Raw genomic sequence first — 25147 nt, 5'->3', positions numbered from 1 at the left:
GGCCGGCACGAGCCGGCACGGGCCGGCACGAGCCAGCACCGACGGACGAGGAGGGCCCGGCGCATGCGCCTGCTGCGACGTATCGTCGTGCTCGCCGTCCTGGCCGGAGCCGTCTACCTCGCCGTCACCGCGATCCGCGTGGTCCAGGTGGCGGGGATCGACGACCGCGGGCCGGCGGACGCGATCGTCGTGCTCGGCGCGAGCCAGCGCAACGGCAGCCCCGCGCCGGTGCTCGAGGCGCGGTTGGAGCAGGCCAAGGCGCTGTACGCCGAGAAGGCCGCGCCGCGCGTCGTGACCGTGGGCGGCGGTCAGCCGGGCGACCGGTCGACCGAGGCGCGGGCCGGCAAGGAGTGGCTGATCGAGCAGGGCGTTCCGGCGCGAGACGTCATCGCAGTGCCCACCGGCACCGACACCTACGAGAGCCTCGAGGCCGTCAGCGCCGAGATGCGCCGCCAGGGGTGGCGGTCGGCCGTGCTGGTGACCGACCCCTGGCACGAGCTGCGCAGCCGGGCGATGGCGCGCGACCTCGGGCTGGACGCGGTCACCTCGCCGACGCGTACCGGCCCGTCGACCGGCACGCCACGGTCGGCGCGCTACGTCGCCCGGGAGACCCTCGCGTACGCCGCGTACTCGCTGCTCGGCGAGCGCGGCAGCAGGCTGCTGAGCAAGGGGCCGTGAGTGGGCTACGACGAGGCGGCCCGCGCGCGGTGGGCGCAGGAGCCGCCCTCCCGCGCCGGGCGTTCGCCCTTCGAGCGGGACCGGGCGCGGGTCACGCACGCGAGCGGGCTGCGCCGGCTGGGCGCGAAGACGCAGGTCGTGCTGCCGTGGACGGACGACTTCGTCCGCAACCGGCTGACCCACTCGCTCGAGGTCGCACAGGTGGGGCGCGACCTGGGCCGCGCGCTGGGCTGCGACCCGGACGTGGTCGAGACCGCGTGCCTCGCTCATGACCTGGGCCACCCGCCGTTCGGGCACAACGGCGAGCAGGCGCTGGACGCGGAGGCGTCCGCGGTCGGCGGCTTCGAGGGCAACGCGCAGACGCTGCGGCTGCTCACCCGTCTGGAGGCCAAGGCCTTCGACGCCGAGGGGCGCAGCGTCGGGCTCAACCTGACGCGCGCGAGCCTGGACGCCGCGACGAAGTACCCGTGGCCCCGGCAGGAGGCGGCGGCGTACGGCGCGCCGGGCAAGTTCGGCGTCTACGCGGACGATCGGCCGGTCTTCGACTGGCTGCGGGCCGGCGCGCCGGCGGGGCGGCGCTGTCTCGAGGCGCAGGTCATGGACTGGGCGGACGACGTCGCCTACTCCGTCCACGACGTGGAGGACGGCGTGCAGGCGGGGCTGATCGACCTGCGTGCCCTGCGCTCGACCGAGGCGGCGGAGCAGGTGCTCGCGACGGCCGAGCGGGTGTACGCCCCGGGCAGCTGCGCGGACGAGCTGCGGGAGGCGCTCGACCGCCTGCTGGCCCTGCCCGAGTGGCCCGACGGCTACGACGGCGGCCGGCGCGCCCTGGCCGGGCTCAAGCGGCTGACGAGCCGCCTGGTCGGCCGGTTCAGCGCTGCCGCGGAGCAGGCCACGCGGGCGGTCGCGGGGGACGGCCCGCTCGCGCGCTACGCCACCGACCTGGTCGTGCCGGTCCCGTTCCGCCACGAGGTGGCGGTGCTCAAGGCGGTGGCCTGGTGCTTCGTGATGCAGGGGGAGGGCCGTCGTCCGCAGCTGGCCCGGCAGCGGCAGGTGGTCGCGGACCTGGTCGGGCTCCTGCAGAAGGGGGCACCGGAGGCGCTGCCGCAGCCCTACCGGGAGGACTGGGAGGCTGCGGCGGGACCCGACGCCCGGCTGCGCGCGGTCGTGGACGCCGTCGCGTCGCTCACGGACTCCTCCGCGGTGGCGCTGCACGCGGCGCTGCACCAGGCCTCCTGAGGCGAAGATCACGACCACCGACCGGCCGTGTGCGATCGGCGGGACCGACCGCTACCGTGGCAGCCACATGAACACTGCACGTTGCAACGATTGCTTTTCGGTGTCGCAGCGGTGGCCGTCTTCGGGGCGGCGCCTGGTCGTCAGGAGGAGCACGTGCTGATCCTCGTCCGGCACGCTCATGCAGGCGACAAGCGGCTGTGGCCCTTCGACGACCTCGAGCGCCCGCTCAGCGACCAGGGGCGCGAGCAGGCCAACGGCCTCGAGCAGGTGCTCGGCGGCTTCCCGGTCACCCGGCTGCTGACCAGCCCCGCGCGGCGCTGCAGGCAGACCCTCGGCCCGCTCGCCGACCAGCTCGGCCTGGACGTCGAGGAGCGCCCGGAGCTCGCCCGCGACGCCGACGCGGAGACGGTCGACGCGTTCCTCTCCGGCCTGGGCCTGCAGGGCGCCGTCTGCTGCACCCACGGCGAGACCCTCTCGGCGCTGCTGCGCCGCTGGCGCAAGAACGGGGCCGTCGCGCTGCCGAAGGAGCCGGCCACCACGCCCAAGGGCGCCAGCTGGGTCATCGAGGACGCGGGCGCCAGGCGCGCCGCGCACTACCTGCCGCCGCTGCGCGTCGTCGCGTCCGCGGTTCCCCATCCTGTGGCCTCCGAGGAGCCTGCTCCCCGCCAGGCGGTCGGCTGACGGAGCGGCCCGCCGGAGCGGTCGGCGTCGTCTGGGCCGGCTGGTCGCCGTTGTCCCCGCCGACGCGGGAGGAGACCGGCCGGGGCTGGGGACGCGCCCGGCGGCGCGGGCCCCGCCGCTGCGTACACTCCGCTGGTGGCGGGACGGATCCGGGACGAGGACGTGGCTCTCGTCAAGGAGCGCGTCAACATCGCCGACGTCGTGGGCGAGCACGTCACGCTGCGCCGGGCCGGCGCCGACGCGATGAAGGGGCTCTGCCCCTTCCACGACGAGAAGACCCCGTCGTTCAACGTCCGGCCCAGCATGGGCACCTTCCACTGCTTCGGCTGCAACGCCGGCGGCGACGCGATCGACTTCCTCCGCCAGCTCGAGCAGCTCTCGTTCGCCGAGGCCGTGGAGCGGCTCGCCCCCCGGGCCGGCATCGAGCTGCGCTACGAGGACGGCAGCGCCCTCGACACCCAGCTGGCCGGCCAGCGCACACGGCTCATCGAGGCGCACAAGGCGGCGGCCGAGTTCTACGTCGAGCAGCTCACCGGCCCCGAGGCGATCGTGGGGCGTCGGTTCCTCGCCGAGCGCGGCTTCGACCGCGCCGCGGCCGAGCAGTTCGGGGTCGGGTACGCGCCGGCCGGGGGAGAGGCGCTGCTGCGCCACCTGCGCGGCCGGGGCTTCCGCGAGGACGACCTCGTCGAGGGCGGGCTGGTGGGGCGCAGCGGGCGCGGGCCGTACGACCGGTTCCGCGGGCGGCTGATCTGGCCGATCCGCGACTCCGCCGGGGCGGTGATCGGGTTCGGCGCCCGACGGCTGCACGACGACGACCGGATCCAGGCGAAGTACCTCAACACGACCGAGACGCCGATCTACAAGAAATCGCAGGTGCTCTACGGCATCGACCTGGCGCGCCGCGAGATCGCCAAGAGCCTGCAGGCGGTCGTGGTCGAGGGCTACACCGACGTGATGGCGTGCCACCTGTCCGGGGTGCAGACGGCCGTGGCGACCTGCGGCACGGCGTTCGGGGACGCGCATGCGAAGGCGCTGCGCCGCTACCTCATGGACGAGAACGAGTTCCGCGGCGAGGTCGTCTTCACCTTCGACGGGGACGAGGCCGGTCGCAAGGCCGCGCTCAAGGCGTTCGAGGGCGACGAGCGCTTCGTGACCCAGACGTTCGTCGCGGTCGAGCCGAACGGCCTCGACCCGTGCGACCTGCGCCTGCAGCGTGGCCCCGAGGGCGTGCGGGCGCTGGTGTCGAGCCGCGTGCCGCTGTTCGAGTTCGCCCTGCGCTCGGCTGTCGGGCGCTATGACATGGACACCGCCGAGGGCCGCACGGCCGCGCGCCGCTCCGGAATGGGCATCGTGCAGCGGATCCGGGACGCCTCGCTGCGTCAGGAGTACGCCCGGCGGTTGGCCGTGATGACCGGCCTGGACGACCCGAACGAGCTGGTCGCGCAGGCGCGTGGCGGCGTCAACGACGCGCGACGGGCGGCGGCGCGGGAGGCGGTGCCGGCGCCCCGAGCGGCCAGCAGGGCCTTCCTCGTGGCCGAGCGCGAGGCGGTCAAGGCCGCGCTGCAGATGCCCGACGTGGTGGGCGCGACGTTCGACGCTTTGCCGGAGTCCGTCTTCACGCACCCCATGCACATGGCGGTGGCCGCTGCGGTGCGGGCTGCGGGCGGGGCCGGGGCGGCGGTCCCCGGGCCGGCCTGGGTGGGGGCCGTGCGCGAGGCGGCGGCCGATGACGACGTACGCACCGCGGTCGTCACGCTCGCGGTGGAGCCGCTGCCCGCAACGCCCGGGGCGGAGCGGCGCTACGTCGTCGAGGTGCTCGCTCGGGTCGAGGAGGCCGCGATCAGCCGGCACATGGACGAGCTGCTCGGCCGCATCCGCCGGCTGGACCCGTCGCAGGACGTGGAGGAGATGTCCGCGCTGCAGCGGGAGTTGATGTCTCTCGACAACCAGCGTCGTACCGTCCGTGACCGGGCACTCGGCGAGGGGTGACCGGCGCCCCCGGACGGTCCTAAGAAGCCTTGGCAATGCTGGGAAGTGGCTGCTGAGCGCGGTGAGCTGGAGCACACTGAAGCCGTGCCCATGACAGTGCGACGGGACGATGCCCGGGGGGCCGGCACGTTCCGTTCAGCGAGGCCCAATGCTCCCGTGCTCGAGGTCGTCCCGGACCTCGTCGCTCCGCGTCGGCCGGCCGACGACATGCCGTCTTCTGCCGCCGCTTCTGCTGCTCCCGGCTCCCTCGAGCCGCTCGAGGCGCTCGACCCCGGGCCGGGCGCCGAGCCCGGGCTCGAGCCTGGACTGGAGCCTGCTGCCGCCGACCTCGCCGCCGCGGCCGAGGCGGCGGTCGACGTGGTCGAGGAGCTCGAGGACACCGTTCCCGCGCTCGACGAGGAGGCGCCGGGCGTCGGTGCCGACCTCGTGCGCGTCTACCTGCGCGAGATCGGCCGCGTCCCGCTGCTCACCGCCGAGCAGGAGGTGTCCCTGGCCCGCTCGGTCGAGGCCGGGCTCTTCGCGGCCGAGCGGCTCGAGACGGGGGACGACGACCCCGAGCTGCGCCACGACGCCCAGCTCCGCCACGACCTCGGCGTGCTCGCCCGGGAGGGGCGGCGGGCCAAGGAGCACCTGGTCGCGGCGAACCTGCGTCTCGTGGTGTCGGTGGCCAAGCGCTACGCCGGCCGCGGCCTGCCGCTGCTCGACCTCGTGCAGGAGGGCAACCTCGGCCTGATCCGCGCGGTGGAGAAGTTCGACTACACCCGCGGCTACAAGTTCTCCACCTACGCCAGCTGGTGGATCCGGCAGGCGGTCAGCCGCGCGCTGGCCGACCAGGGGCGCACCATCCGCGTCCCCGTGCACATGGCCGAGAGCATCAACCGTGTGCTGCGCAGCCAGCGCTCGCTGCTGCAGGAGCTCGGCCGGGAGCCCACCCCCGACGAGGTGGCCGAGCGCGCTCAGCTGCCGGTCGTCCGGGTGGTCGAGGCACTGCGCGTCGCCGTCGAGCCGGTCTCGCTCCACCTCGCGGTGGGCGAGGACGGCGGCTCCGAGCTCGGCGACCTCATCGAGGACGTCGAGGCCGTGACCCCGGTCGACTCGGTTTGCTCCTCGCTGCTGCACGACCACCTGGACGCCGTCCTGTCCTGCCTGGGTGAGCGGGAGCGCCAGGTCGTGCGGCTGCGCTACGGCCTCGACGACGGTGAGGTGCACACGCTGGAGGAGGTGGGGCAGCGGTTCGGCGTCACCCGTGAGCGGGTCCGGCAGATCGAGGCCAAGACCCTCGCCAAGCTCCGCCAGCCCACCTTCGCCCAGCAGCTGCGCGACTACCTCTGAGCCCGCTCGGCGTCGCCCGTGCCGTGGCGGGAGACGCTGTGACTGCGGTTTTCCTACGGCCGCGGGCCGCTTTTGTCGGCCCAAGGCAATCATCTGTTTCGACGCCAAGAAGTGACCTTGAGGGCGTTGACCGGGGGCCGCACGGACCCTAGTTTGTTGCAGCGCCCGCGAAACTTGCCGCGACGGCGCCGTCACGTCAAAGACTGCCGTGCTCGAGTGCTCGCTCTCGTGCGAGTTGGGGGGTCCTTGTGCTACCGCTGTGCGCTGCGCACGCCCGGTCCGCCTGCGCGCTCGTGCGCGTCCGACGCCAGCACCGCACGGCCTGAAGCCCGGAGGCGCTTCCCCGGCTCCTGCCGGGGGCGCCCCGTCGTCCTGTCCATCTGCCCGCTGCACCGGGCCTGACCGATTTGACAGCGTTGTCCGCTGTTGCTGCATTTCAAAGAGCGCCATCGAGCTTTTCCCCAGCGTTGAGGAGAACATCGTGGTACGACCGATCAAGCGCCTGATGGCGCTGACGGTGGCCGCGGCCCTCGGACTGCCGACAGTCGGCGTCCTGGCCCCGGCACAGGCCGCAGAGGCCGAGCCCTTCAAGGCTCTCGTGTTCAGCAAGACCGCAGGCTTCCGTCACGACGCGATCCCGGCCGCCCTGGCCGCGATCCAGAAGCTCGGCCAGGAGAACGACTTCACCGTCGACTCCACCGAGGACGCGTCCAAGTTCACCGACGCGAACCTCGCGCAGTACGACGTGGTGATCTGGAACTCCACCACCGGTGACGTGCTCGACGACGCCCAGCAGGCTGCGTTCCAGCGCTACATCCAGGCCGGTGGCGGCTACGCGGGCCTCCACTCGGCCTCCGACACCGAGTACAGCTGGCCGTGGTACGGCAAGCTGGTGGGCGCCTACTTCGACTCCCACCCGCAGAACCAGAACGTCACGGTGAAGACCGAGGACCGGGTCCACCCGTCCACCGCGCACCTGCCGGCGTCGGCCACGCGGTTCGACGAGCTGTACAACTACCGGACGAACCCGCGCGACACCGTCCACGTGCTGCAGTCCTACGACGAGCGCAGCTACTCCGGCGGCAACATGGGGTCGGACCACCCGATCACCTGGTGCCAGGACTACGACGGCGGCCGCGCCTGGTACACCGGCCAGGGCCACACGCAGGAGTCCTACGCCGAGCCGGCCTTCCTCAAGCTCCTCCTCGGTGGCATCCAGACCGCCGCGGGCGTCCTCGACGCCGACTGCTCGGCCTCGCAGAGCGGCAGCTTCGACAAGGTCGCCCTCGACGAGAACACGCAGAACCCGATGGACTTCGACGTCGCGCCCGACGGGCGGACGTTCTACACCGAGCGCGACGGCCGCGTGCAGGTCATCGGGGCCAACGGCGGCACCACGACCGTCGGCCGCGTCAACGTCACGACGGTGCAGGAGTTCGGCCTCATCGGCATCGAGCTCGCGCCGGACTTCGCGACGAGCGGCCACCTCTACCTGTACTACTCGCCGAACGACAGCAACAACCGTGACCGCGTCTCGCGCTTCACGCTCAACGGCAACACGCTCGACCTGGCCAGCGAGAAGGTCGTCCTCGAGGTCCCTGTCCAGCGGGCGGAGTGCTGCCACGTCGGTGGCGACATGAAGTTCGACACCAAGGGCAACCTCTACATCTCGACCGGCGACAACACGAACCCGTTCGCGTCGGACGGCTTCAACCCGATCGACGAGCGCGCCGGCCGTTCCTCCTGGGACGCTCAGCGCTCCTCGGGCAACACCAACGACCTGCGCGGCAAGGTGCTCCGCATCCACCCGGAGGCGGACGGCACCTACACCATCCCGCAGGGCAACCTCTTCGCGCCGGGCACGGACAAGACCCGTCCCGAGATCTACGCGATGGGCTTCCGCAACCCCTTCAAGATCAACCTTGACCCGCGCAGCGACACGGTGATGGTGGCCGAGTACGGCCCCGACGCCGGTGCCGCCAACCCGAACCGAGGCCCCGACGGCCGCGTCGAGTGGAACGCGCTGACGCAGCCGGGCAACTACGGCTGGCCCTACTGCGTCAGCGACAACGTCGCCTACAACGACTACAACTTCGCCACGAGCACGTCCGGCCCGAAGTTCGACTGCGCCGGCGGCCCGACCAACGACTCGCCGAACAACACCGGCCTGACCAAGCTGCCGCCGGCGATCCCGGCGACGGTCTGGTACGGCTACGGCACCAACCCGCTCTTCCCCGAGATCGGCGGCGGCGGCGCGCCCATGGCCGGCGGCTCCTACGTCTACGACGCCAACCTCAAGTCCGACCGCAAGTGGCCGGCCTACTGGGACGGCAAGGCCATCTTCGGCGAGTGGAACCAGGGCCGGCTCTACTCCTTCCAGTTCGCGGGCAACACTCCCGGCGTTCCCACGGACATCAACCGGATCCTTCCGCAGATCACGTGGAAGCGGACGCACGCCATCGAGTGGGGCCCGGACGGCGCGCTCTACGTCATCGACTGGGGCTCCGGCTTCGGCGGCAACAACGCCGACTCCGGCATCTACCGCATCGACTACGTCTCCGGGAACCGGGCGCCGATCGCCCGCATCACCGTGGACAAGACCTCGGGCGCGCTCCCGCTGAACGTGGCCTTCGACGCCGCGGGCTCGCGTGACCCCGACGGCACCGCCGTCACCTACGCGTGGGACTTCAACGGCGACGGCACGACCGACGCCACGACGGCCACCGCGAGCTACAACTACACGACCGCCGGCACCTTCACTGCTCGCCTGACGGTCACCGACGAGGACGGCCAGACCGCCGTCGCCACGCAGCAGATCACGGCGGGCAACACCGCGCCGACCGTGACGGTCGAGATCCCGCCGAACGGCGGCGTCTTCGAGTTCGGCGACACCGTGAAGTACAAGGTCACGGTGACCGACCCCGAGGACGGGACGATCGACTGCAACAACGTGGTCGTCCAGCCGGCTCTCGGCCATGACGAGCACGCCCACGGCTACGGCCAGTACCGCGGCTGCGAGGGCAGCGTCGCCATCCCCGGCGACGAGGGGCACATCGGCGCCAACATCTTCGGCGTCCTGACCGCCACCTACACCGACAAGGGCAACGGTGCCGCCGGCCCGCTCACGGCGCAGCAGGTCATCGTCCTGCAGCCGAAGCACAAGGAGGCCGAGTACTTCTCCTCCACCGGGCGCGTCACGGGCTCGACCAGCGGTGGCGACGCCGGTGTCCAGACCGAGACGACGTCCGACACCGGCGGCGGCCAGAACATCGGCTTCATCGAGAAGGACGACTGGTTCGCCTTCAACCCGGTGAGCCTGCAGAACGTCACCGGGATCCGGGTCCGTGGTGCGTCCGAGCCGGGCGGCACGATGGCCGTACGCGTCGGCAGCCCGACCGGCACGACCATCGGCACCATCACGGTCCCGGCCGGCGGCTGGCAGAGCTGGGCGAACTACGAGCTGACGCTCCCGCAGGACGTCACCCGTGCGTCGACGACGCTGTACTTCGTCGCCACCTCGGGCCAGTACAACGTCAACTGGGTCGAGTTCATCGGCCGCGGCGTCACCGACAACCAGCGTCCCGTCGTCACGGCGGCCGGCGCCCCGGCGACCGGCACGTCCCCGCTGACGGTCAACTTCACGACGACCGCCTCGGACCCGGACGGCGACTCGCCGCTCACCTACGCGTGGACCTTCGGTGACGGCGGCACGGCCACGACGGCCAACCCCTCGCACACCTACACCACGCCGGGCAACTACACGGCCCGTCTCACCGTCACCGACTCGCGCGGTGCGGCCACGACGGTGACCGTCAACGTCGTGGTCAACGCCCCGAGCACGCAGTGCTTCACGGGCCGCTCGGACGACTTCCTCGGCTCGACGCTCGACCGCACGCGGTGGACGACGGTCGTCCGGGAGAACCAGGACCTGCGGGTCCAGAACGGCAGCCTGGTGCTCAAGACGTCGAACACCGACATCTACAGCACCGGCAACACGGACACGCCGAACATCGTCCTGCAGGACCTGCCGAGCGGCGCCTTCACCGCGACCGCGAAGCTGACCCTGCCGGCGCGCCAGGCGTACACCCAGGCCGGTCTGATCATCTACGGCAACGACGACAACTACGCGAAGATGGTCCTGCAGGGCCGGAGCACGGGTGCCGCCGATGCCGCACAGCGGGTCTTCCAGTTCATCCGCGAGGAGAACGCCACGCCGAACGAGGTCGGCGAGTCCAACACCGCCAACCTCGGGGCGACGTACCCCGACACGGTGTACGTCCGCTTCACGAGCAACGGGACGACGCTGAACGCGTCCTACAGTTCCGACGGCACGACGTTCACCGCGATGCCGCAGACGAAGTCGCTCGCCGGGATCACCAACCCGAAGATCGGCCTCATCGCGCTGCAGGGCAGCGGCCGGCCGCAGGCCCCGATCGACGCCTCGTTCGACTGGTTCTCCATCACGCCGGACGACAAGGCGACGGCCACCGGGCCGAACGACGAGTTCGAGGGCACGTCGCTCGACGGCTGCCGCTGGGGCGTCGTCCGTCCCGACCCGGCCCGCATGCGCGTGGCCGGGGGCAACCTCGAGCTCGACACCACCACCGGTGACATCTACGGCACCAACGACACGGGGCCGAAGAACTTCGTCCTGCAGCCGCAGCCGGCCGGTGACTGGACCGTCGAGACCAAGGTCGACGCCAGCGCGTTCACCCAGCAGTACCAGCAGGCGGGCCTCATCGCGTACGTCGACGACGACAACTACGTGAAGATGGACTACCTGACCACCAACGCCGCGGGCAGCGCCGTCGCCCGTGGGCTGGAGATCCGCAGCGAGGTCGGCGACGCGGTGCAGAACCCGCAGCCGTCGGCGTCGAACCTCACGCAGGGCGTCTGGTACCTGCGGCTGAAGAAGGCCGGCAACGTGTTCACCGGCTCCTACTCGGCCAACGGCACCACGTGGACCGAATTCGCGACGGTCACGAACGCCCCGGTCGCGGCCGCCGGCCGGGTCGGGCTCTACACGCTGGGTGCGGCGTCCACGCTCAACGCCCCGGCGAAGTTCGACTACTTCCGGGTCCTCGGCGCCACGCCGGCCGACTCGGTCGCTCCGACGACCACCGCTTCGCTGAACCCGGCTTCGCCGAACGGCAGTGCGGACTGGTACAAGTCCGCGGTGACCGTGACCCTCGCCGGCACGGACAACCAGGGCGGCAGCGGCATCGACCGCACCGAGTACAAGCTCGACGGTGCGGCCAACTGGACGGCGTACACGGCTCCGGTCGCGGTCTCCGCGGACGGCAACCACACGCTCGTCTACCGCTCGGTCGACAAGGCCGGCAACGTCGAGGCCGACAAGACCGCGACGTTCAAGGTCGACGCCACCGGCCCGGCCGTCACCGTCTCCGGCGTCGCCGCCGGTGCGTCCTACGGTGACTCGGGCGCCAACCGCACGGTGACGTTCACGGCGGCGGACCCGGCCTCCGGGATCGCTTCCAGCAGCGCGACGCTGGACGGGCAGCCCTTCACCTCGGGCACGGCCCTCACCCTGCGCCAGCTGTCGCTCGGCACCCACACGCTGGTCGTCACCGCGACCGACGTGGCCGGCAACGTCACGACGTCGACGACGACGTTCACCGTCACCACGTCGTTCGCCGACATCCAGGCGCTCATGGACTCGTACCGCGCAGCGGGCCAGCTCAGCGCGAGCGCCTACACCCAGCTGACCGACCGGCTCGTCCGGGCGGAGCAGCAGGCCGAGGTCGGGTCCGAGGCCAAGGCGATCGCCTTCCTCGACCAGTTCATCGCCAAGGCCAAGAACCAGATCAAGGGCGACGCGCAGGACACGATGATCCGCAACCTGCTCATGCGTGACGCTCAGTACCTCCTCGACGGCCTCAAGGCCGCCGAGGCTGCGGAGGCCGCCGCCCGCTAGCAGCTCCTGAGCTAGCAGCGCGGCTTCCCCCGAGCGCTCCGGCCCGTCGACCTCCTCGGTCGGCGGGCCGGACGCCGCAAGGGGCCGAGCCGTGGGGACCCGGGTGCAGGCCGGCCCCACGACCGGCGCCGGGGCCGGGCGCTCCGCCCCGGCGCCGGTTCCCTGCCCAGCCCCCCGGACCCCGCGGCTTCGACGGCCCAGCTCGACGAGCGCCCTCGAACTGGCGGAGTCAGCTCCCGCAGAGCGCCGGTCCGGCGCACGTAGGCTGCGGGCGTGGGCTTCCTGGACAAGCGGCGTCGTCCGACCGAGGACGGCGTCGCTTCCTCGTCCCTCGAGCCTGGGGAGCGCGTCCTGACGGCCGAAGCCGACGAGAACGGCGGCACGGTGGCCGTGACGGACCGCGCGCTCCTCCTGCCCGGCGCGGAGCGGCTGCCGTGGCATCTCGTGCTGGCCGCCGGCTGGGACGCGGACGAGGCGCAGCTGCGGGTCACAGGCGTCGACGGCGCCCGCTGGACCGTGCGGCTGCCGGACCCGGGGCGGGTGCCCGAGGCGGTGCGGGAGCGGGTGCAGTCCTCGATCGTGGCCAGGCGGCGCGTGACGTTGGTGGGGGAGCGAGGCGTGCTCGTCGCCGTCCGTCGGATGCCCGACAGCGAGGACCTGGTGTGGCAGGTGCGACCGGAGGCGGGGATCGACCTGCGGGACCCGGCCGTGCGCGAGCGCGTGGACGACGCGGTGGCCGAGCTGCGCGCGGCGCTCGGGCTCTGAGGCCCGCTTCCGCGGGCCGAACCCTTCTGCCGAGCGCTAGGCGGCCGTACGCAGCCGCGGGCGTCCCTTGGCGGCTTTGGCCCCCTTGCCCTTGGACGAGCGCGCACTCGATCTCGCGAGCCGGCGCTCGGCCGCGGCGGCCGGCGAGCCCAGCAGCTTGAGCACCGCCGCCTCGATCTCGCCGTGGGTCGCCGGCTCCCCGAAGCTCGCGTCCGCGCCGAGCCGCTCGAGAGCCGGGGCGATCGTGACCCCGTCCTCGAACAGGTCGATGACGCGCGGGTCGATGTAGGACTTGCGGCACACGGCCGGGGTGTTGCCGAGGTAGGTGCTGACCTCGGTGACGCCACGGGAGACGGCCCGCTTGCGCGCCGTGGCGCTGTCGGCGGCGGACGACGACACGGCGAGCGCGACGGACATGAGGACCGTCGCATGCCAGGTGCGGAAGTCCTTGGCGGACACGTCGTCACCGGCGACCTGCTTGACGTACTCGTTGATGTCCGCGGACTTCACGTCGGCCCACGCGCCGTCATCGTCGACGTAGGCCAGCAGCTCGGGGTTGGGGTCGTCGCGGTCGAGCAGCTCCTTCACGACCGCCAGCACGTCCTCGTCGACGATGGAGATGACGCGCTCCTTGGAGCCCTTGGCGAGGTACTCGAAGGTGATCTGCCGCCCCTCGATCGTCGTGTGCCCGCGCCGCAGCGTGGCCAGCCCGTAGGTCTGGTTCTCCTCGGCGTACTCCTCGCTGCCGATGCGGAAGAAGCCGAGGTCGAGCAGGCGGAAGGCGCAGGCCAGGACGCGGTCGCGGCACATCCCGCGCTGCACGAGGTGGGCCTGGGCCTGCTCGCGGGCGGCCGGCAGGCGCTCGGCGAACGCGAGGACGCGCTCGTGCTTCTCGCGGTCGCGCTGGATGCGCCACTGGTCGTGGTAGCGGTACTGCCGGCGGCCCGCGTCGTCGGTGCCGAGCGCCTGGATGTGCCCGTTGGGCCACGGGCAGATCCAGACGTCCTTCCACGCGGGCGGGAGGACGAGCGCGTCGAGGCGCTCCTTCACATCGGGCTCGGTCACCTTGCGGCCGTCCGGCCAGAAGTAGACCCAGCCCTTGCCGTAGCGGCGCCGGGTGATGCCGGGGCGCGAGCATTCGGCACGCCGCAGCCTCGGCACGCTCGTCTCCTGTCGTCTGTGGAGCGGGATCAGGCCTGCCGAATGTGCATCGCCTGCTCCTCGGGAGACACGTCGGTCTCACCGAGAAGCGCGCTGGTCGCGATCATGTCCGCCTCGTCGTCCCCGTGCGCGCCCTCGTCCGGCTCGATGAGCCGGCCCGCCGGCTGCTCGGGGTCGGTGTCGTCGCTGAGCTCGTCCACGACGCCGGGGCGGTCGAGAGCCGGGTCCGCCAGCGTGTCGGGGACCTCGCGGGCGATCTTCTCGTCGAGGGACTCGCCCTCGATCTGCTCCTCGACCGTGGTCCCCTTGGCGCGTGCGCCGAGGTAGCTGTCCCCGGGCAGCGCCGGTTCCTGCGGGTCGACGTAACGCGCGCGCTCGGGAGCGGCGTCGTCCACGATGTCAGGGAACGCGGGGTCGAGGCCGGGGTTCTCGGGGTTGGGAACCGTCACCGGTGGCAGGTCCTTTCGTCTCTCGTGCGGGCGGCGGAGGCCGGCGCCCACGTCGTGCGGCGGAGTGGGCTCAGAGGCCCATGCGGTCGTTGGTCCCCGTCGGGCCACTGCCCGTGCCGACCCCCGCCCGGTCGTTGATGTCGACCACGTAGACGCTGTCCTCGGCGGTGGTGCCGTAGGAGTCCGTCCCGGTGGACGCGGAGGCGTCGGAGTCCGAGCGGCGCTCCTCCATCTTGTGCTGGACCTTCTCCTTCGCGGTGCCGGCGACGCTGGCGGCCTGCTCCTTGGCCGTGCCGGCGAGGTCGGCGGCCTGGTGCTGGACCTTGTCCGCCGTCTCCTTCACCCGCGGGTCGTTCGCCGTCCGCAGGGCGAGGCTCTTGATCTGCTCGTAGCGCTCGCGGCCGGCCTGCGCCCCCGCGACGTAGCCGGCGGCGAAGCCGGCGAGAAACGTGAGCTTGCGCATCGCGTCCGCCTCCTGGCTGGTGTGTGCATCTGCTGGTCTGTGCGTCTGCCGTCCCCGTGCGTGCCCCTGTGCCCTTCCCGGCGGGGGCGGCGGCGACACCTGAGCTACGACGGGCCGCAGGGAGGGCGAGCCGGCATGCTGCTGGACGCCGGGCAGCGGCCTGGGCGGGGCCTCCGTCCGCAGAACCGACCGCCGTGCCGGGCGCGGGGCTCCCCGAGGCCAGGCCGGGCGGATGCGCTACTCTGATCCCCGTTGCGCCGGCCCCGGCTGGTGCTCTTCCCGCATAGCTCAATTGGCAGAGCAGCCGGCTGTTAACCGGCAGGTTATTGGTTCGAGTCCAATTGCGGGAGCCTCGCGCTCGCCCCTTCGGGGTCGCGGCCGTCGTGGCGGCACGGTCAGCCGGCCGTCAGGCCCAGCACCACGAACACCAGCCCCACGACGACGCCCGCGGCGCCCATCTTCCGCGCGGTAGGCCGCTTCGCGGGCTCCACCTTGCTCTGCCACATCCCCGCCGCCTGCGTCGCGCCGAGCACGGCGATGACGAGCCCGATGCCGATGTTGACCCAGTCCATGCGGCCATTCTCCCGGAGCGCCCGGCATGCCGGGGCCGGGGTAGATGGGCGTGCCCCGGGTGCCGTCCAGACGAGGGGCACGCCCCGCGGCTGCTGCTGAACAGAGCCGAAGCGGCGCTGCGCACAGCCTCCGTCCAGGCGGCCACACCGGCCGTCGGATGCACGCCGGGCCGGCACGGTGGCGTCTGCTGAGCCGGGGGCCCGGTCGAGATCGAGGGCTGCCGGCTCACCACTCGGCGCCGACGAGGAACAGACATCCTCCTCGAACGCATAGTCATATATCGCCATTGTCGCCGATGCCCGGCCTGCGGGACGTTCTCCCCGTCGCATCCCCGGCGGAAGGCCCTGCGATGACCGTCCCGTCCTCTCCCCTCGCGCGTCGCGCCCTGCTCCGCGGCGCTCTCGCCGCCGGCGCCGCGGCCGCCCTCTCCACGCGTGCCTCCTCGGCGAGCGCGGCCGAGATCGCGCCGGCCGACATTAACCTGCACCTGCTGAGCCGGGCGACGTACGGCCCCACCCAGGCCGCGCTCGACGAGGCGCGGGCGCTGGGCCTGGCGGGCTGGTTGAGCGCGCAGCTCGACCCGGCGTCGATCGACGACGTGCAGACGGACGAGCTGCTGACCCGCTGGCCGATGCTGTCGATGAGTGCGGCCGAGGTGCGCGCGGCCTTCCCGAACGGCAACTGGGCGGTGATGTACGCGCTGCGGGAGGCCACGGTCGCACGGGCGGTCTGGTCCCGGCGGCAGCTGTTCGAGGTGATGGTCGACTTCTGGGCCAACCACCTCAACGTGCCCAACCCCTCGAGCGAGGTGTGGGACGTACGCCACCTCTACGACCGCGACGTCATCCGCGCGCACGCGCTGGGGCGCTTCGCCGACATGCTCATCGCCTCGGCCAAGCACCCGGCGATGCTGCGCTACCTCGACAACGCGAACAGCACGAAGAACAAGCCCAACGAGAACTACGCCCGCGAGTCGCTCGAGCTGCACTCGGTCGGGGTCGACGCGGGCTACACCGAGCAGGACGTGAAGCAGGCCGCGCTGCTGCTGACCGGGTTCACGGTGACGAGCACGGACTGGACGTACGCGTTCGTGCCGTCCCGGCACTACGTCGGCCGAGTCACGATCATGGGCTTCACACACCCGAACTCGACTGCAGCCGACGGGGAGGCTGCCGCCGTCGCCTATCTCGACTACCTGGCCCACCACCCGGCGACCGCGCGCCGGATCGCCCACAAGCTCGTCGAGCGCTTCATCACCGACACACCGCCGCCGCAGCTCGTCGAGTGGCTGGCGCAGGTCTATCTGCAGAACGACACGCGGATCGCGCCCGTCCTCACCGCGCTGTTCCAGAACGCCTGGTTCTTCTCCAGCCCCGGACAGAAGGCCAGGATGCCGTTCGAGGACGTCGTGGCGACGGTCCGCATCCTCGGCATCGGCCCCGAGCCCGCCGGTGTCGACGGGGTGAAGTACCTCGTCTCGGCCGCGAACAACGTCGGCCAGCCGCCGCAGGGATGGGCGGCCCCGAACGGCTATCCGCAGGTGGCGGCCGCGTGGTCGTCGTCGTCCGCCACGGTGGCCCGCTGGAACCTGCACTACTCGCTGGCCACGGCGAGCCAGGCGAAGACCCTCGTCCACCAGGCCCGGGCCGCCTGGCTGCCCACCCCGTTGCCCGCGACGCACGGGGAGCTGGTGGACGTCCTCTGCGACCGGCTGCTGCAGCGGCGCAGCCCCGCCAAACGCGACGCGCTCTGCGCCTACCTCGGCGTGACGCCCGCGACGAAGCTCACCGCGACCTCCGCGGCCGCGACCTCCAAGCTCCAGACGCTCGTGGCGATGCTCCTCGACGCCCCCGACTTCTTCCTGCGGTGATGACGATGACTCCGACCTCCGCCGACACCAGCGCCGAGCCCTGCTCCTGCCAGACCGGGCGCCGCGGCTTCCTGACCGGCGCCGCGGCCCTCGCCCTCACCGCCGCGACCGGGGGGTGGACCGCTCTCGGGGAGCTCACCAGCGCCCGGGTGGCGTTCGCCGAGCCGGGCTACACCGGCGACGTGCTCGTCGTCGTGAGCCTGCGCGGCGGGCTCGACGGGCTCCAGGCCGTCGTCCCGGTCGGCGACCCGGCGTACGCGCTGGCTCGCCCCACGATCGCCATCCCGGCGTCGCGGGCGATCCAGCTGGACTCGATGTTCGGCCTGCACCCGTCGCTGTCGGACCTGCTGCCGTTCTGGCAGGAGGGCACCTTCGGCGCGGTGCACGCGGTCGGGCAGGCCGCGCCCACCCGCAGCCACTTCGAGGCGATGGACGAGATGGAGCGGGCGGCGCCAGGGTCCTCGCTGCGCAGCGGCTGGATCGACCGGACCATCGGGGCCAGTGCCGGGACGTCCGCGTTCGGCGCGACCAAGGTGGGCGGCCCGCTCGCGGGGACCGCGTTCATGGGAGCGAACCCCGAGCTCACGATGCAGTCGGTCAACGCCTTCAAGATCAACGCCGCCACCAACCCGACCGAACGTGCGAAGTGGCGTTCGGCCCTGCAGACCTTGCACAACGGCGCGCCCGCTCTGGTCGGGGCGCCGGCGCAGAACGCGCTCGGCGTGCTCGACGCGCTGTCCGTGCTGCAGGACGCGGGCTACACGCCGACCCCGGGCGTCACGTACCCGACGGGGAACTCGCTCGCCACGGCGCTGCAGGACGTCGCCCGGCTGGTGAAGGCCGACGTGGGGCTGCGCGCGGTCGCCGTCGACTACGGCGACTTGGACATGCACGTCGGGCAGGGGACCGTCGACTCGGGCTGGATGACCCGGCACCTCAAGGAGCTGGGGTCCGCGCTGGCAGCCTTCGCCGCGGACCTCGGGGAGCTGCTGGGCCGGGTCACCCTGATCACCCTGAGCGAGTTCGGTCGGCGGGTCGGCGAGAACGGCTCGGGCGGCAGCGACCACGGCCACGGCAACTGCGTCCTCATGCTCGGCGGTGGCGTGGTCGGCGGCCGCGTGCACGGCCGGTGGCCGGGGCTGGCCGCGCCGAGCCTCGTCGACGGCGACCTCGCCGGCACGACGGACTACCGCTCGATCCTCGCCGAGATCCTCGAGAAGCGCTGCGGAGTGCCGACCGGCTCGGTCTTCCCCGGCCTCGCCGCATCGGACCGACCAGGAGTTGCGATCCCGAGAACCTGAATCGCGATTCAGGAGGCTTTGCGGCGCAAGATCGTGAAGTCGGAGGCGACCAGCGGGCGCCAGGTGAGCGCCCCGTCGCCCACCGGGGCCTGGATGGGCTCGCCCTTGCGGGCGAGCACCACGGCGTCGACGCCCGCGACGGACGTGGCCGTCAGGACGACCTGCCCCACGGCGAGCGTGTTCTGCTGGTTGGACAGGCCGTTCGCCTCTCCGCCGAGGTCGATGGTCACCACGCCGTCGGTCACGTCGAGCACCGTGAGCGTGAGCGGCGGCGGCAGCGCGGTCGTCAGCCCGCGTGCCTGCGAGGCCTCGTCCGGCCCGTCGTCGAGCGCGCGTACGGCCTGGTCGAGCACCGCGCGCGGGTTGCGGCTGGCGGGGGAGAGGGCGACCCCGACCAGCAGCTCGTCGTCGAGGAAGAAGACCCGTGGCCGTCCGGGGGCGGCGCTGGCCGTCCGATCGTTGCCTCCCGCCGCGGGGGTCTCGTCGAGCAGCCCGTAGGGGACGTCCTCCGGTGGGATGCGCTCCAGCCCGCTGTCGGAGCTGACGCCGCATCCCGCGGCACCAGCCGGGAGCAGGCCGGCGACGAGCAGCCGGAGCGCGGTCCGGCGGTTCACGCCGTCACCCCGTCGACGGTCGTGCCAGCGCCCGCGTCGGCGGGCAGCGAGACGACGAACCGCGCGCCGCCCTGTGGACGCGCGGAGCACCAGACCGCTCCACCGTGCGCTTCCACCGTCTCGCGCACGAGTGCGAGCCCGAGCCCCGTGCTGGAGGCCGACCCGCGGGCGCCGCCGAGCGTGGCGAAGCGCTCGAACACCCGCTCCCGCTCGGCCACCGGTACGCCGGGGCCGGCGTCTTCCACGGCGAGCAGGACGGAGCCGTCTGCGCGCTCGAGCGACACGCCCACCACCCCGCCGCCGTGCCGATCGGCGTTGTGCAGCAGGTTCGTGACGACCCCGCGCAGCGCGCGCGGGTCGCCCTCCACGACGAAGGGGCCCGAGGCTGCCCGCAGCAGGGCGGGGGAGTCGCCGTCGGCCACGAGCGCGGCCTCGACGAGCTCGCGCAGGTCGAGCGGTCGGGCGGCCTTGCGGACGGCCTCGGGGTCGGCGCGGGAGAGCTCGATGAGGTCCTCGAGCAGCATCCGGAGCCGGTCCAGCTCGGCCGTCACCAGGTCCAAGGCACGCACCGAGCGGGCCGGGAGCTGGTCGCGGTAGGACACGAGCACGTCCACGCTGCCGACCAGCGTGGTGAGTGGCGAGCGCAGCTCGTGGCTGACGTCGGCGGCGAAGCGGGTGTCACGCTCGATCCGCTGCTGCAGCGCGTCGACCATGCTGTTGAAGCTACCCACGATGGTGGCCAGGTCGGGGTCGTCGGTGCGCGGCAGCCGCCGGGACAGCTCCCCGCTGGCGATCGCCGCGGCCGTGCCGGCCATGGGGTCCAGCGGGCGCAGCACGCCCCGGCTGGCCCGCAGCCCGAGCACCGCGGCGAGCAGCGTGGCGACCGCGGCTCCCGCGCCGAGCACGACGGCGAGCGCGCGCAGCGTCGTCCGCAGCTCCGCGAGCGGGGACACCTCGTAGACCACTGCGTCGACCGAGGGGACCGGGATCGCGACGACGACGGACGGTGTGCCCAGCACGTCGGCGCGCATCAGCGCGGGCGCGCCCTCGCCCGCGGCCCGCTGCAGCGAGGTGGGCACGACGTCGGAGCCGACCTCGAGGGATGAGGAGAACCACTCACCGCCCCGCGACACCAGGACCGCGCCGGTCCGTTGCGGTGCGAGCGCGGCGAGCGCGTCGGCCGGGCTGGTGCCGGACGCGCTGAGCTGGCCGCGCAGCAGGCTGGCGTCGAGGTAGGCCTGGCGCAGGACCGTGCGCTCGCGCTGCTCGAGCAGGTAGCTGCGGGTGACCGAGTAGGACAACGCGGCGAAGGCGGCGCAGATCGCCAGCCCGCCGAGGGTGAACGCGAGGACCACCCGGTGGCGCAGGCTGCCCGGAAGGAACGAGCGCCAGAGCCTCCTCACCGGCGGTCGAGGCGGTACCCGAGCCCGCGCACCGTCACGATCACCCGCGGGTCGCTCGGGTCGGGCTCGATCTTCGTGCGCAGCCGTCGCACGTGGACGTCCACGATCCGCTCGTCGCCGTGGAAGCCGTGGTCCCAGACCTTGTCCAGCAGCGCGGACCGGCTCAGGATGCGCCCCCGCTCGGCCGCCAGCTCGCACAGCAGGCGGAACTCGGTGAGCGTGAGGTGGATCTCGTCCGCGCCGCGGCGCACGGTCCCGCTCGCCGCCGACAGGACGAGGTCGCCCTCCGGGCCGCTGTCGAGGACGACCTCGTCGCTCGGCGGCTCGTCCATGGGCTCCACGCCGCGCTTGACCCGCCGGCGCAGCGCGCGCAGCCGGGCGGTGATCTCCTTGATCTGGAACGGCTTGGTCACGTAGTCGTCCGCGCCGGCCTCCAGCCCCGCGACGACGTCGTGGGTGTCCGAGCGGGCGCTGACGACCACGATCGGCACGGCGCTGAACCGGCGTACCTGACGGATGCACTCGTAGCCGTCCATGCCGCCGAGCATGACGTCGACGATCATGTAGTCGGCGGGCGTCGACCGCATCGTCTCGACGCCGGCCTCACCGCTCGGGGCCTCGTCGATCTCATAGCCCTCGTCCTCGAGCGCGAGTCGCAACATGGCTCTGATGCGGTCGTCGTCCTCCACGACGAGAATGCGCTCTCCCACCGGGCCATGCTCGCACGCCCCGGCTAGTCCCTCCGTGTTACGGCCCATGGCCGTGTCTAGTCATACGACTGCAATATCTCTGGCCTATCCACCGCAAGGAAGGTCGCGCAGGCTGAGGGCGTCGCAAGCACCACGTCGGGCCCGCTCTCCGGGGGAGCGCAGCACGTCGCCCGGCGGCTACGCAGCAAGGAGTACGACGTGATCGAGACCGTCCATCCCGAGCGCCCGACCGCCGAGCCCGCGAACGAGACCGTGACCGTCATCCTCTCTCAACTCGACCCCGCGGACGGGGTGAGCCAGCTGCGCTGGGAGCTGCGCGACGCCGTCCTGTCAGGTGCGCGCACCGTCGTCGTCGACGTCAGCGGCGTCCCGAGCCTCTCCTCCGACGTCGTGTCGAGCCTGCTCGGCGTGCACCGGCTCTGTCGCGTACGCGGTGGCCGCGTCGAGCTCGTCGGCTGCGAGCCGGGCGTGGTCGACCTGCTCTACCGCACCGCCCTGTGGCGCGTCTTCCACATCCGTGACCGGCAGGGAGGGTGGGCCCGGTGACCACGGTCGGGCTGCACCCCGGGCTCGCCGCACCCGCCCCGTCGCTCGCGGGGTGGCAGGTCAGCACCGCGTCCGGCGGCCGCGGCCGGGCAGTGGCGACGTCGTCCGGGGAGCGCGTGCAGGTGATCTTGCACGACGGGCAGCCCGCAGGCTCGAAGGTCGTGCTCCGGCTGTGGAGCGACGGCCGTGTCGACGTCGCCTGCAGCGCCGCGCCGTCCGCGCTCGTCGTCCGTCACGGTCTGGTCGCTCCGCTGCCCATGATCGGCGGCACGAGCGCAGCCGAGGACCTGCTCGAGGAGGGTGGGGTCATCGCGGCGTTCTCGGCGTCGTTCCTCGAGGCGCTCCCGCTCGAGTCCGTCGCGCGGATGCCGCTCGTGCTCGGCGACTGCGCCGACCCGGACGAGGTCGTGCGCGCCTGGTCCGCCGAGCTGTCCCCGGACGGGGCGGGGACGGCCGTCGTCGTCGCGCGGAGGCTGGCGGTCTAGCTTTCTGCGCGACCGTGTGGCTCGACGGGCTTGTCTCCGGGCGTTGCTTCCGGGCTGGGGTCAGGGCTCACGCTGGCGTGGGATGGCGTCGACCGTGCGCGCCAGCTCCTGCAGGATCCCGCGCCGCTCCAGTTCGAAGAGCACGACGTACGGGTCGTCCCCGAGCGCGTCGAGCTCCTCGTCCGTGGCGAGCCCACGCCGGGTGGCGTAGGAGCAGGCGACGAAAGCGTGGAACGCCAGCGGCGGCAGCGCCCGCTGCGCCTCGGCGAACATCTTGACCATGATCTCGTCGTGCTCGTCGATCGTCATTCGCCGGTCCTCGGCGAGGCGGGCCGCGATCGTCGCGACGACGGGCGCTTCGGCGTACGGGTCCTGAGCGTGTGCCATGAGTCATCGTCGGCGGGTCGCGGGCTCGGCTGCAGCCGGTCGGCGAAGACGTAACGCGGTCGATACGTGGGCCGGGCGTCCATACGCGGCGTCTGCTGTCGCGAGGTGGCACCTTCGTCGGTCGAGTGGGCGGCGAGCCGCCGGTGCCACCGCGGGGTTGCGCAGGCGCCCGGCGGGAGTCGTCGGGGGCCGCACCCGGGGGTCGCGCTCGAGGCGCGCGGCGCCTGCTGTCGTGAGTGCGGCACTAGACGCCGCATGCTCCGTCGGGTCGGGTCGGGTCGGGTCGGGTCGGGTCGGGTCGGGGCGGGTCGAGTCGCGGGTCGGGGTCGGCGGAGACGTTCGGCCGGATCGGCTGTCCCAGCAGCCATGGGCGCCAAACGATCACTGTGGCGGGGCGTTGGGTGCCGGTCGAGGGCCTGAGCGGAGTCAGCCCGCAGTCGTGGCCGTGACAGCAGCCACGCACGCTGGCTGACTCCGTGCTGGGCGGGTCGGGCTGCGCCGTGCTGGGCGGGTCGGGCTGTGCCGTGCTGGGCGGGTCGGGCTGCGCCGGGCCGGGCCGGGATGGCAGAGTCGGGCTGCGGCCTCGGCCGTCGGGGGCGGTAGCTCAGCCGGTCAGAGCAGGGGACTCATAATCCCTGGGTCGTGGGTTCGAGCCCCACCCGCCCCACCGATCATCTGCGCAAGTCAGCGACCTGCTGCACCTCTGACGCGGGCAGCGAAACCAAGGTTGAGCCGTCCGCAGTCCGCAGGGAGTCCGCACGCGCCTGCGCAGCGCGTTCGTCCATCCGCTCGGCGATGGCGTCCAGCTCGTCATCAAACAGGTCCGCGTACGTGTCCAGCGTCATCGTGGCGCTGGCGTGCCCCAGCATCTTCTGCACGGCCTTGACGTTCGCCCCGGAGGCGACCGCAAGCGACGCGGCGGTGTGCCGCAGGTCGTGGATACGGAGAGCGGGCAGGCCTGAAGCCTTAATCGCGGGGAGGAACACACGCTTGCGGAAGTTGCCGTTGCGCAGCGACGCGCCCTCAGGCGACGTGAACAGGAGGTCGTCCGGCGACTTGCCCTCCATCAGGGCGTCGAGCTGCTTGCGCAGGAACGAGGGCACCGGGACGGTTCGGGCCTGGTGCGTCTTCGTCGGCCCGTAGGAGAGCCCGCCCTCCACCTCCGACACAGACTCCGTGACCAGAAGCCGCCCGCGCAGCAGGTCAACGGACCGGACCCTGAGTGCGGCAGCTTCTCCCCAGCGCACCCCGCAGTAGCCGAGAACGAGGACCAGCGTCTCGTACGACGCCGCGTGAGCCGCGAGCTTCTGCAGCTCCTCGTGCCGCAGGTAGCGATGCCCGCCCGTTGCAGGCAGCTTGGGCAGCATGCCCTTCCTCCCGGCGCCTCCCTGAGGGCGTGCCGGGTTCTTCGGAAGACGCCCGTCAGCGACCGCAGCGTCCAGCATCGCGGTCAGAAGGTGCGCCGCATGTCGTCGGCGTGAGGCGCTGAGGAGCTGCCCCTTCGCACCGGTCATGCCCGCCACCCATGACTGCACCGCCGTGAACGTCACCTGATCCAGCCGTAGGGCTCCCCACCGGGGAATCACCAACCCCCTAAGAATCGAGCGGTAGGAGTCCAGCGTGCTTGGCGCGACGTGCAGCGTCGTGACCCAGTGATCGGCCCACTCTGCGATCGTCGTCTTCGCGAGCACCGGATCGGTCCAGTCCATCGTCCGGACCTTCCGCTCCTGCTCCTGCGCCCATCGCTCAGCGTCGCGCTTCGTAGCGAACGTCTTCGTGCGTTCTCTGCCATCCGGGCCGCGGTACCGCCCGAGCCATCTGCCCTGTCCGCGCTTTGTCGCGCTAGCCACCGTGTTGCTCCTCTCGCTGAATCAGCAGCTCTTGTGCTCGGTCGGTCAGCTCGCCCTCGGTTCGTCCCGGGCGTGCGGAAGTCAGAAGGCCACGCCGTCGCGCTTCTTGGACGCGGTTGCGTGCTGTCTCCTCGGAGACGAACCACTGAGCCGCCAGGCGCTTGATCGGTCCCCGACCGCCTCGGAGACGCTCGCGAGCGAAGTCGCGTGCGACCTCCGCGTAGTACCCGTCGTCGTAGCCACGCCGTCCGACCGCGCGCCGCTCCTCACGGAGCTTGCCTGCCCATATGCCTGCCGCTTGTTCGCCTTCGGCTTCCAAGACAGGGATCGCGACGCGCGCCTCCCTTCTCGCCTGCTCGACGAGGCGACCCAGGTGAAGCGCGCCGAGCGCGGAGGTCGTGAGGCCTCCTTCGGGCACGTGTTGCTCGACGGCGTCAGCGGTCCCTGGCCAAGCCGGCTCCGTGTCCTCCGGCAGGCCCTCCAACCACGGGATTACGCGCAACTCGGCGACTACGAGACGAGACGCCTGCATGCCGAGAGTGATCACCACACACCACCCTCCGACTGCAACGACGTGCTCATAGAGCCCGCGCTTGACATCGGCACGAGACAAGATCACTCGCTCTTCCAACCCCGCCTACCTCGCACTCGTGCTTCTCCTACCCAGGTTCAAGGGTAGCTCGGTGGAACCTAGGGGCTCTTAGTCTAGCAGCGAA

Annotated in this window: 21 protein-coding genes and 2 tRNA genes; 13 read left to right on the top strand and 10 right to left on the bottom strand. The window is 72.3% G+C overall.

What is annotated here, in order from left to right; all coding sequences use genetic code 11:
• Positions 1-63 precede the first annotated feature (63 nt).
• The 7 genes from G9H71_RS02220 (at position 64) to G9H71_RS02190 (ending at position 12619) form a co-directional block, all read left to right on the top strand.
• Positions 64-678, top strand: a complete 615-nt coding sequence (locus tag G9H71_RS02220) for a YdcF family protein (RefSeq protein ID WP_166277120.1) — start codon at positions 64-66, stop codon at positions 676-678.
• Positions 679-1917 (top strand): deoxyguanosinetriphosphate triphosphohydrolase, encoded by a 1239-nt coding sequence (locus G9H71_RS02215; protein WP_166277117.1) that lies wholly within the window; start codon positions 679-681, stop codon positions 1915-1917.
• A gap of 153 nt (positions 1918-2070) precedes the next feature.
• Positions 2071-2598, top strand: a complete 528-nt coding sequence (locus G9H71_RS02210) for a SixA phosphatase family protein (protein ID WP_166277114.1) — start codon at positions 2071-2073, stop codon at positions 2596-2598.
• A gap of 135 nt (positions 2599-2733) precedes the next feature.
• A complete protein-coding gene (gene dnaG, locus G9H71_RS02205; RefSeq protein WP_166277111.1) occupies positions 2734-4587 on the top strand; it encodes a DNA primase in 1854 nt (617 codons plus the stop codon).
• Between the two features lie 90 nt (positions 4588-4677).
• Entirely contained in the window at positions 4678-5919 is a 1242-nt protein-coding gene (locus G9H71_RS02200; RefSeq protein WP_166278946.1) for an RNA polymerase sigma factor, read from the top strand.
• A gap of 481 nt (positions 5920-6400) precedes the next feature.
• Complete coding sequence (locus G9H71_RS02195; RefSeq protein WP_166277108.1) at positions 6401-11854, top strand: ThuA domain-containing protein; 5454 nt, start codon at positions 6401-6403, stop codon at positions 11852-11854.
• Between the two features lie 273 nt (positions 11855-12127).
• Complete coding sequence (locus G9H71_RS02190) at positions 12128-12619, top strand: hypothetical protein (protein ID WP_166277105.1); 492 nt, start codon at positions 12128-12130, stop codon at positions 12617-12619.
• A 36-nt stretch (positions 12620-12655) separates the two neighbouring features.
• Here G9H71_RS02190 and G9H71_RS02185 read toward each other — a convergent pair whose 3' ends face one another.
• The 3 genes from G9H71_RS02185 to G9H71_RS23015 form a co-directional block, all read right to left on the bottom strand.
• Positions 12656-13780 carry a DNA topoisomerase IB gene (locus G9H71_RS02185; protein ID WP_166277102.1) on the bottom strand — a complete coding sequence of 375 codons (1125 nt, stop codon included), beginning with the start codon at positions 13778-13780 and terminating at the stop codon, positions 12656-12658.
• Positions 13781-13809: 29 nt separating this feature from the next.
• Positions 13810-14229 carry a DUF5709 domain-containing protein gene (locus G9H71_RS24900; protein WP_166277099.1) on the bottom strand — a complete coding sequence of 140 codons (420 nt, stop codon included), beginning with the start codon at positions 14227-14229 and terminating at the stop codon, positions 13810-13812.
• 70 nt (positions 14230-14299) lie between these two features.
• Positions 14300-14692, bottom strand: a complete 393-nt coding sequence (locus tag G9H71_RS23015; protein ID WP_196791519.1) for a mediator of RNA polymerase II transcription subunit 8 family protein — start codon at positions 14690-14692, stop codon at positions 14300-14302.
• Positions 14693-14969: 277 nt separating this feature from the next.
• Here G9H71_RS23015 and G9H71_RS02170 point away from each other — a divergent pair.
• Positions 14970-15042, top strand: a tRNA-Asn gene (locus G9H71_RS02170).
• Between the two features lie 45 nt (positions 15043-15087).
• On the opposite strand, the gene G9H71_RS02165 is transcribed toward G9H71_RS02170, so the two are convergent.
• The gene (locus tag G9H71_RS02165; protein WP_166277096.1) at positions 15088-15264 is read right to left on the bottom strand and encodes a hypothetical protein; all 177 of its coding nucleotides are present in this window, start codon (positions 15262-15264) and stop codon (positions 15088-15090) included.
• Between the two features lie 350 nt (positions 15265-15614).
• Between G9H71_RS02165 and G9H71_RS02160 the strand changes: the two genes are divergently transcribed.
• Positions 15615-17135, top strand: coding sequence for a DUF1800 domain-containing protein (locus G9H71_RS02160; RefSeq protein WP_166277092.1), 1521 nt, complete (start codon positions 15615-15617; stop codon positions 17133-17135).
• Between the two features lie 5 nt (positions 17136-17140).
• Positions 17141-18436, top strand: coding sequence for a DUF1501 domain-containing protein (locus tag G9H71_RS02155; protein WP_166277089.1), 1296 nt, complete (start codon positions 17141-17143; stop codon positions 18434-18436).
• An 8-nt stretch (positions 18437-18444) separates the two neighbouring features.
• On the opposite strand, the gene G9H71_RS24895 is transcribed toward G9H71_RS02155, so the two are convergent.
• From G9H71_RS24895 to G9H71_RS02140, 3 genes are read right to left on the bottom strand one after another with little or no spacing between them, the layout of a single operon-like run.
• A complete protein-coding gene (locus tag G9H71_RS24895) occupies positions 18445-19050 on the bottom strand; it encodes a GerMN domain-containing protein (RefSeq protein ID WP_166277086.1) in 606 nt (201 codons plus the stop codon).
• Complete coding sequence (locus G9H71_RS23310; protein ID WP_166277083.1) at positions 19047-20453, bottom strand: sensor histidine kinase; 1407 nt, start codon at positions 20451-20453, stop codon at positions 19047-19049. The genes G9H71_RS24895 and G9H71_RS23310 overlap by 4 nt, the downstream gene beginning before the upstream one ends.
• Positions 20450-21163 (bottom strand): response regulator, encoded by a 714-nt coding sequence (locus G9H71_RS02140; protein WP_166277080.1) that lies wholly within the window; start codon positions 21161-21163, stop codon positions 20450-20452. The genes G9H71_RS23310 and G9H71_RS02140 overlap by 4 nt, the downstream gene beginning before the upstream one ends.
• Positions 21164-21361: 198 nt before the next feature.
• Here G9H71_RS02140 and G9H71_RS02135 point away from each other — a divergent pair, with 198 nt between their 5' ends.
• Together G9H71_RS02135 and G9H71_RS02130 are read left to right on the top strand one after the other, a co-directional pair.
• On the top strand, positions 21362-21709 hold the full coding sequence (locus G9H71_RS02135) for an STAS domain-containing protein (RefSeq protein ID WP_331272686.1): 348 nt from the start codon (positions 21362-21364) through the stop codon (positions 21707-21709).
• On the top strand, positions 21706-22194 hold the full coding sequence (locus tag G9H71_RS02130; protein ID WP_166277077.1) for a hypothetical protein: 489 nt from the start codon (positions 21706-21708) through the stop codon (positions 22192-22194). The genes G9H71_RS02135 and G9H71_RS02130 overlap by 4 nt, the downstream gene beginning before the upstream one ends.
• 60 nt (positions 22195-22254) lie before the next feature.
• Here G9H71_RS02130 and G9H71_RS02125 read toward each other — a convergent pair whose 3' ends face one another.
• On the bottom strand, positions 22255-22581 hold the full coding sequence (locus tag G9H71_RS02125; protein ID WP_166277074.1) for a hypothetical protein: 327 nt from the start codon (positions 22579-22581) through the stop codon (positions 22255-22257).
• A gap of 593 nt (positions 22582-23174) precedes the next feature.
• Between G9H71_RS02125 and G9H71_RS02120 the strand changes: the two genes are divergently transcribed.
• A tRNA-Ile gene (locus G9H71_RS02120) sits at positions 23175-23248 on the top strand.
• A 4-nt stretch (positions 23249-23252) separates the two neighbouring features.
• On the opposite strand, the gene G9H71_RS02115 is transcribed toward G9H71_RS02120, so the two are convergent.
• Positions 23253-24290, bottom strand: a complete 1038-nt coding sequence (locus G9H71_RS02115) for a tyrosine-type recombinase/integrase (protein ID WP_231133987.1) — start codon at positions 24288-24290, stop codon at positions 23253-23255.
• A gap of 133 nt (positions 24291-24423) precedes the next feature.
• On the bottom strand, positions 24424-24981 hold the full coding sequence (locus G9H71_RS02110) for a hypothetical protein (protein ID WP_166277068.1): 558 nt from the start codon (positions 24979-24981) through the stop codon (positions 24424-24426).
• Between the last annotated feature and the right edge of the window lie 166 nt (positions 24982-25147).

It is taken from the genome of Motilibacter deserti (assembly GCF_011250635.1).
In the GTDB taxonomy this organism is placed as follows: Bacteria; Actinomycetota; Actinomycetes; order Motilibacterales; family Motilibacteraceae; genus Motilibacter_A; species Motilibacter_A deserti.
This window is presented reverse-complemented; position numbering and strand designations above follow the sequence as displayed.

Bases quoted from the DNA above. Each gene is read 5' to 3' on its own strand.
- G9H71_RS02220 (WP_166277120.1), top strand. From the start codon at position 64: ATGCGCCTGCTGCGACGTATCGTCGTGCTCGCCGTCCTGGCCGGAGCC.
- G9H71_RS02200 (WP_166278946.1), top strand. From the start codon at position 4,678: ATGACAGTGCGACGGGACGATGCCCGGGGGGCCGGCACGTTCCGTTCA.
- G9H71_RS23015 (WP_196791519.1), bottom strand. From the start codon at position 14,692: ATGCGCAAGCTCACGTTTCTCGCCGGCTTCGCCGCCGGCTACGTCGCG.
- G9H71_RS02165 (WP_166277096.1), bottom strand. From the start codon at position 15,264: ATGGACTGGGTCAACATCGGCATCGGGCTCGTCATCGCCGTGCTCGGC.
- G9H71_RS02160 (WP_166277092.1), top strand. From the start codon at position 15,615: ATGACCGTCCCGTCCTCTCCCCTCGCGCGTCGCGCCCTGCTCCGCGGC.
- G9H71_RS02155 (WP_166277089.1), top strand. From the start codon at position 17,141: ATGACTCCGACCTCCGCCGACACCAGCGCCGAGCCCTGCTCCTGCCAG.
- G9H71_RS02125 (WP_166277074.1), bottom strand. From the start codon at position 22,581: ATGGCACACGCTCAGGACCCGTACGCCGAAGCGCCCGTCGTCGCGACG.
- G9H71_RS02115 (WP_231133987.1), bottom strand. From the start codon at position 24,290: ATGGACTGGACCGATCCGGTGCTCGCGAAGACGACGATCGCAGAGTGG.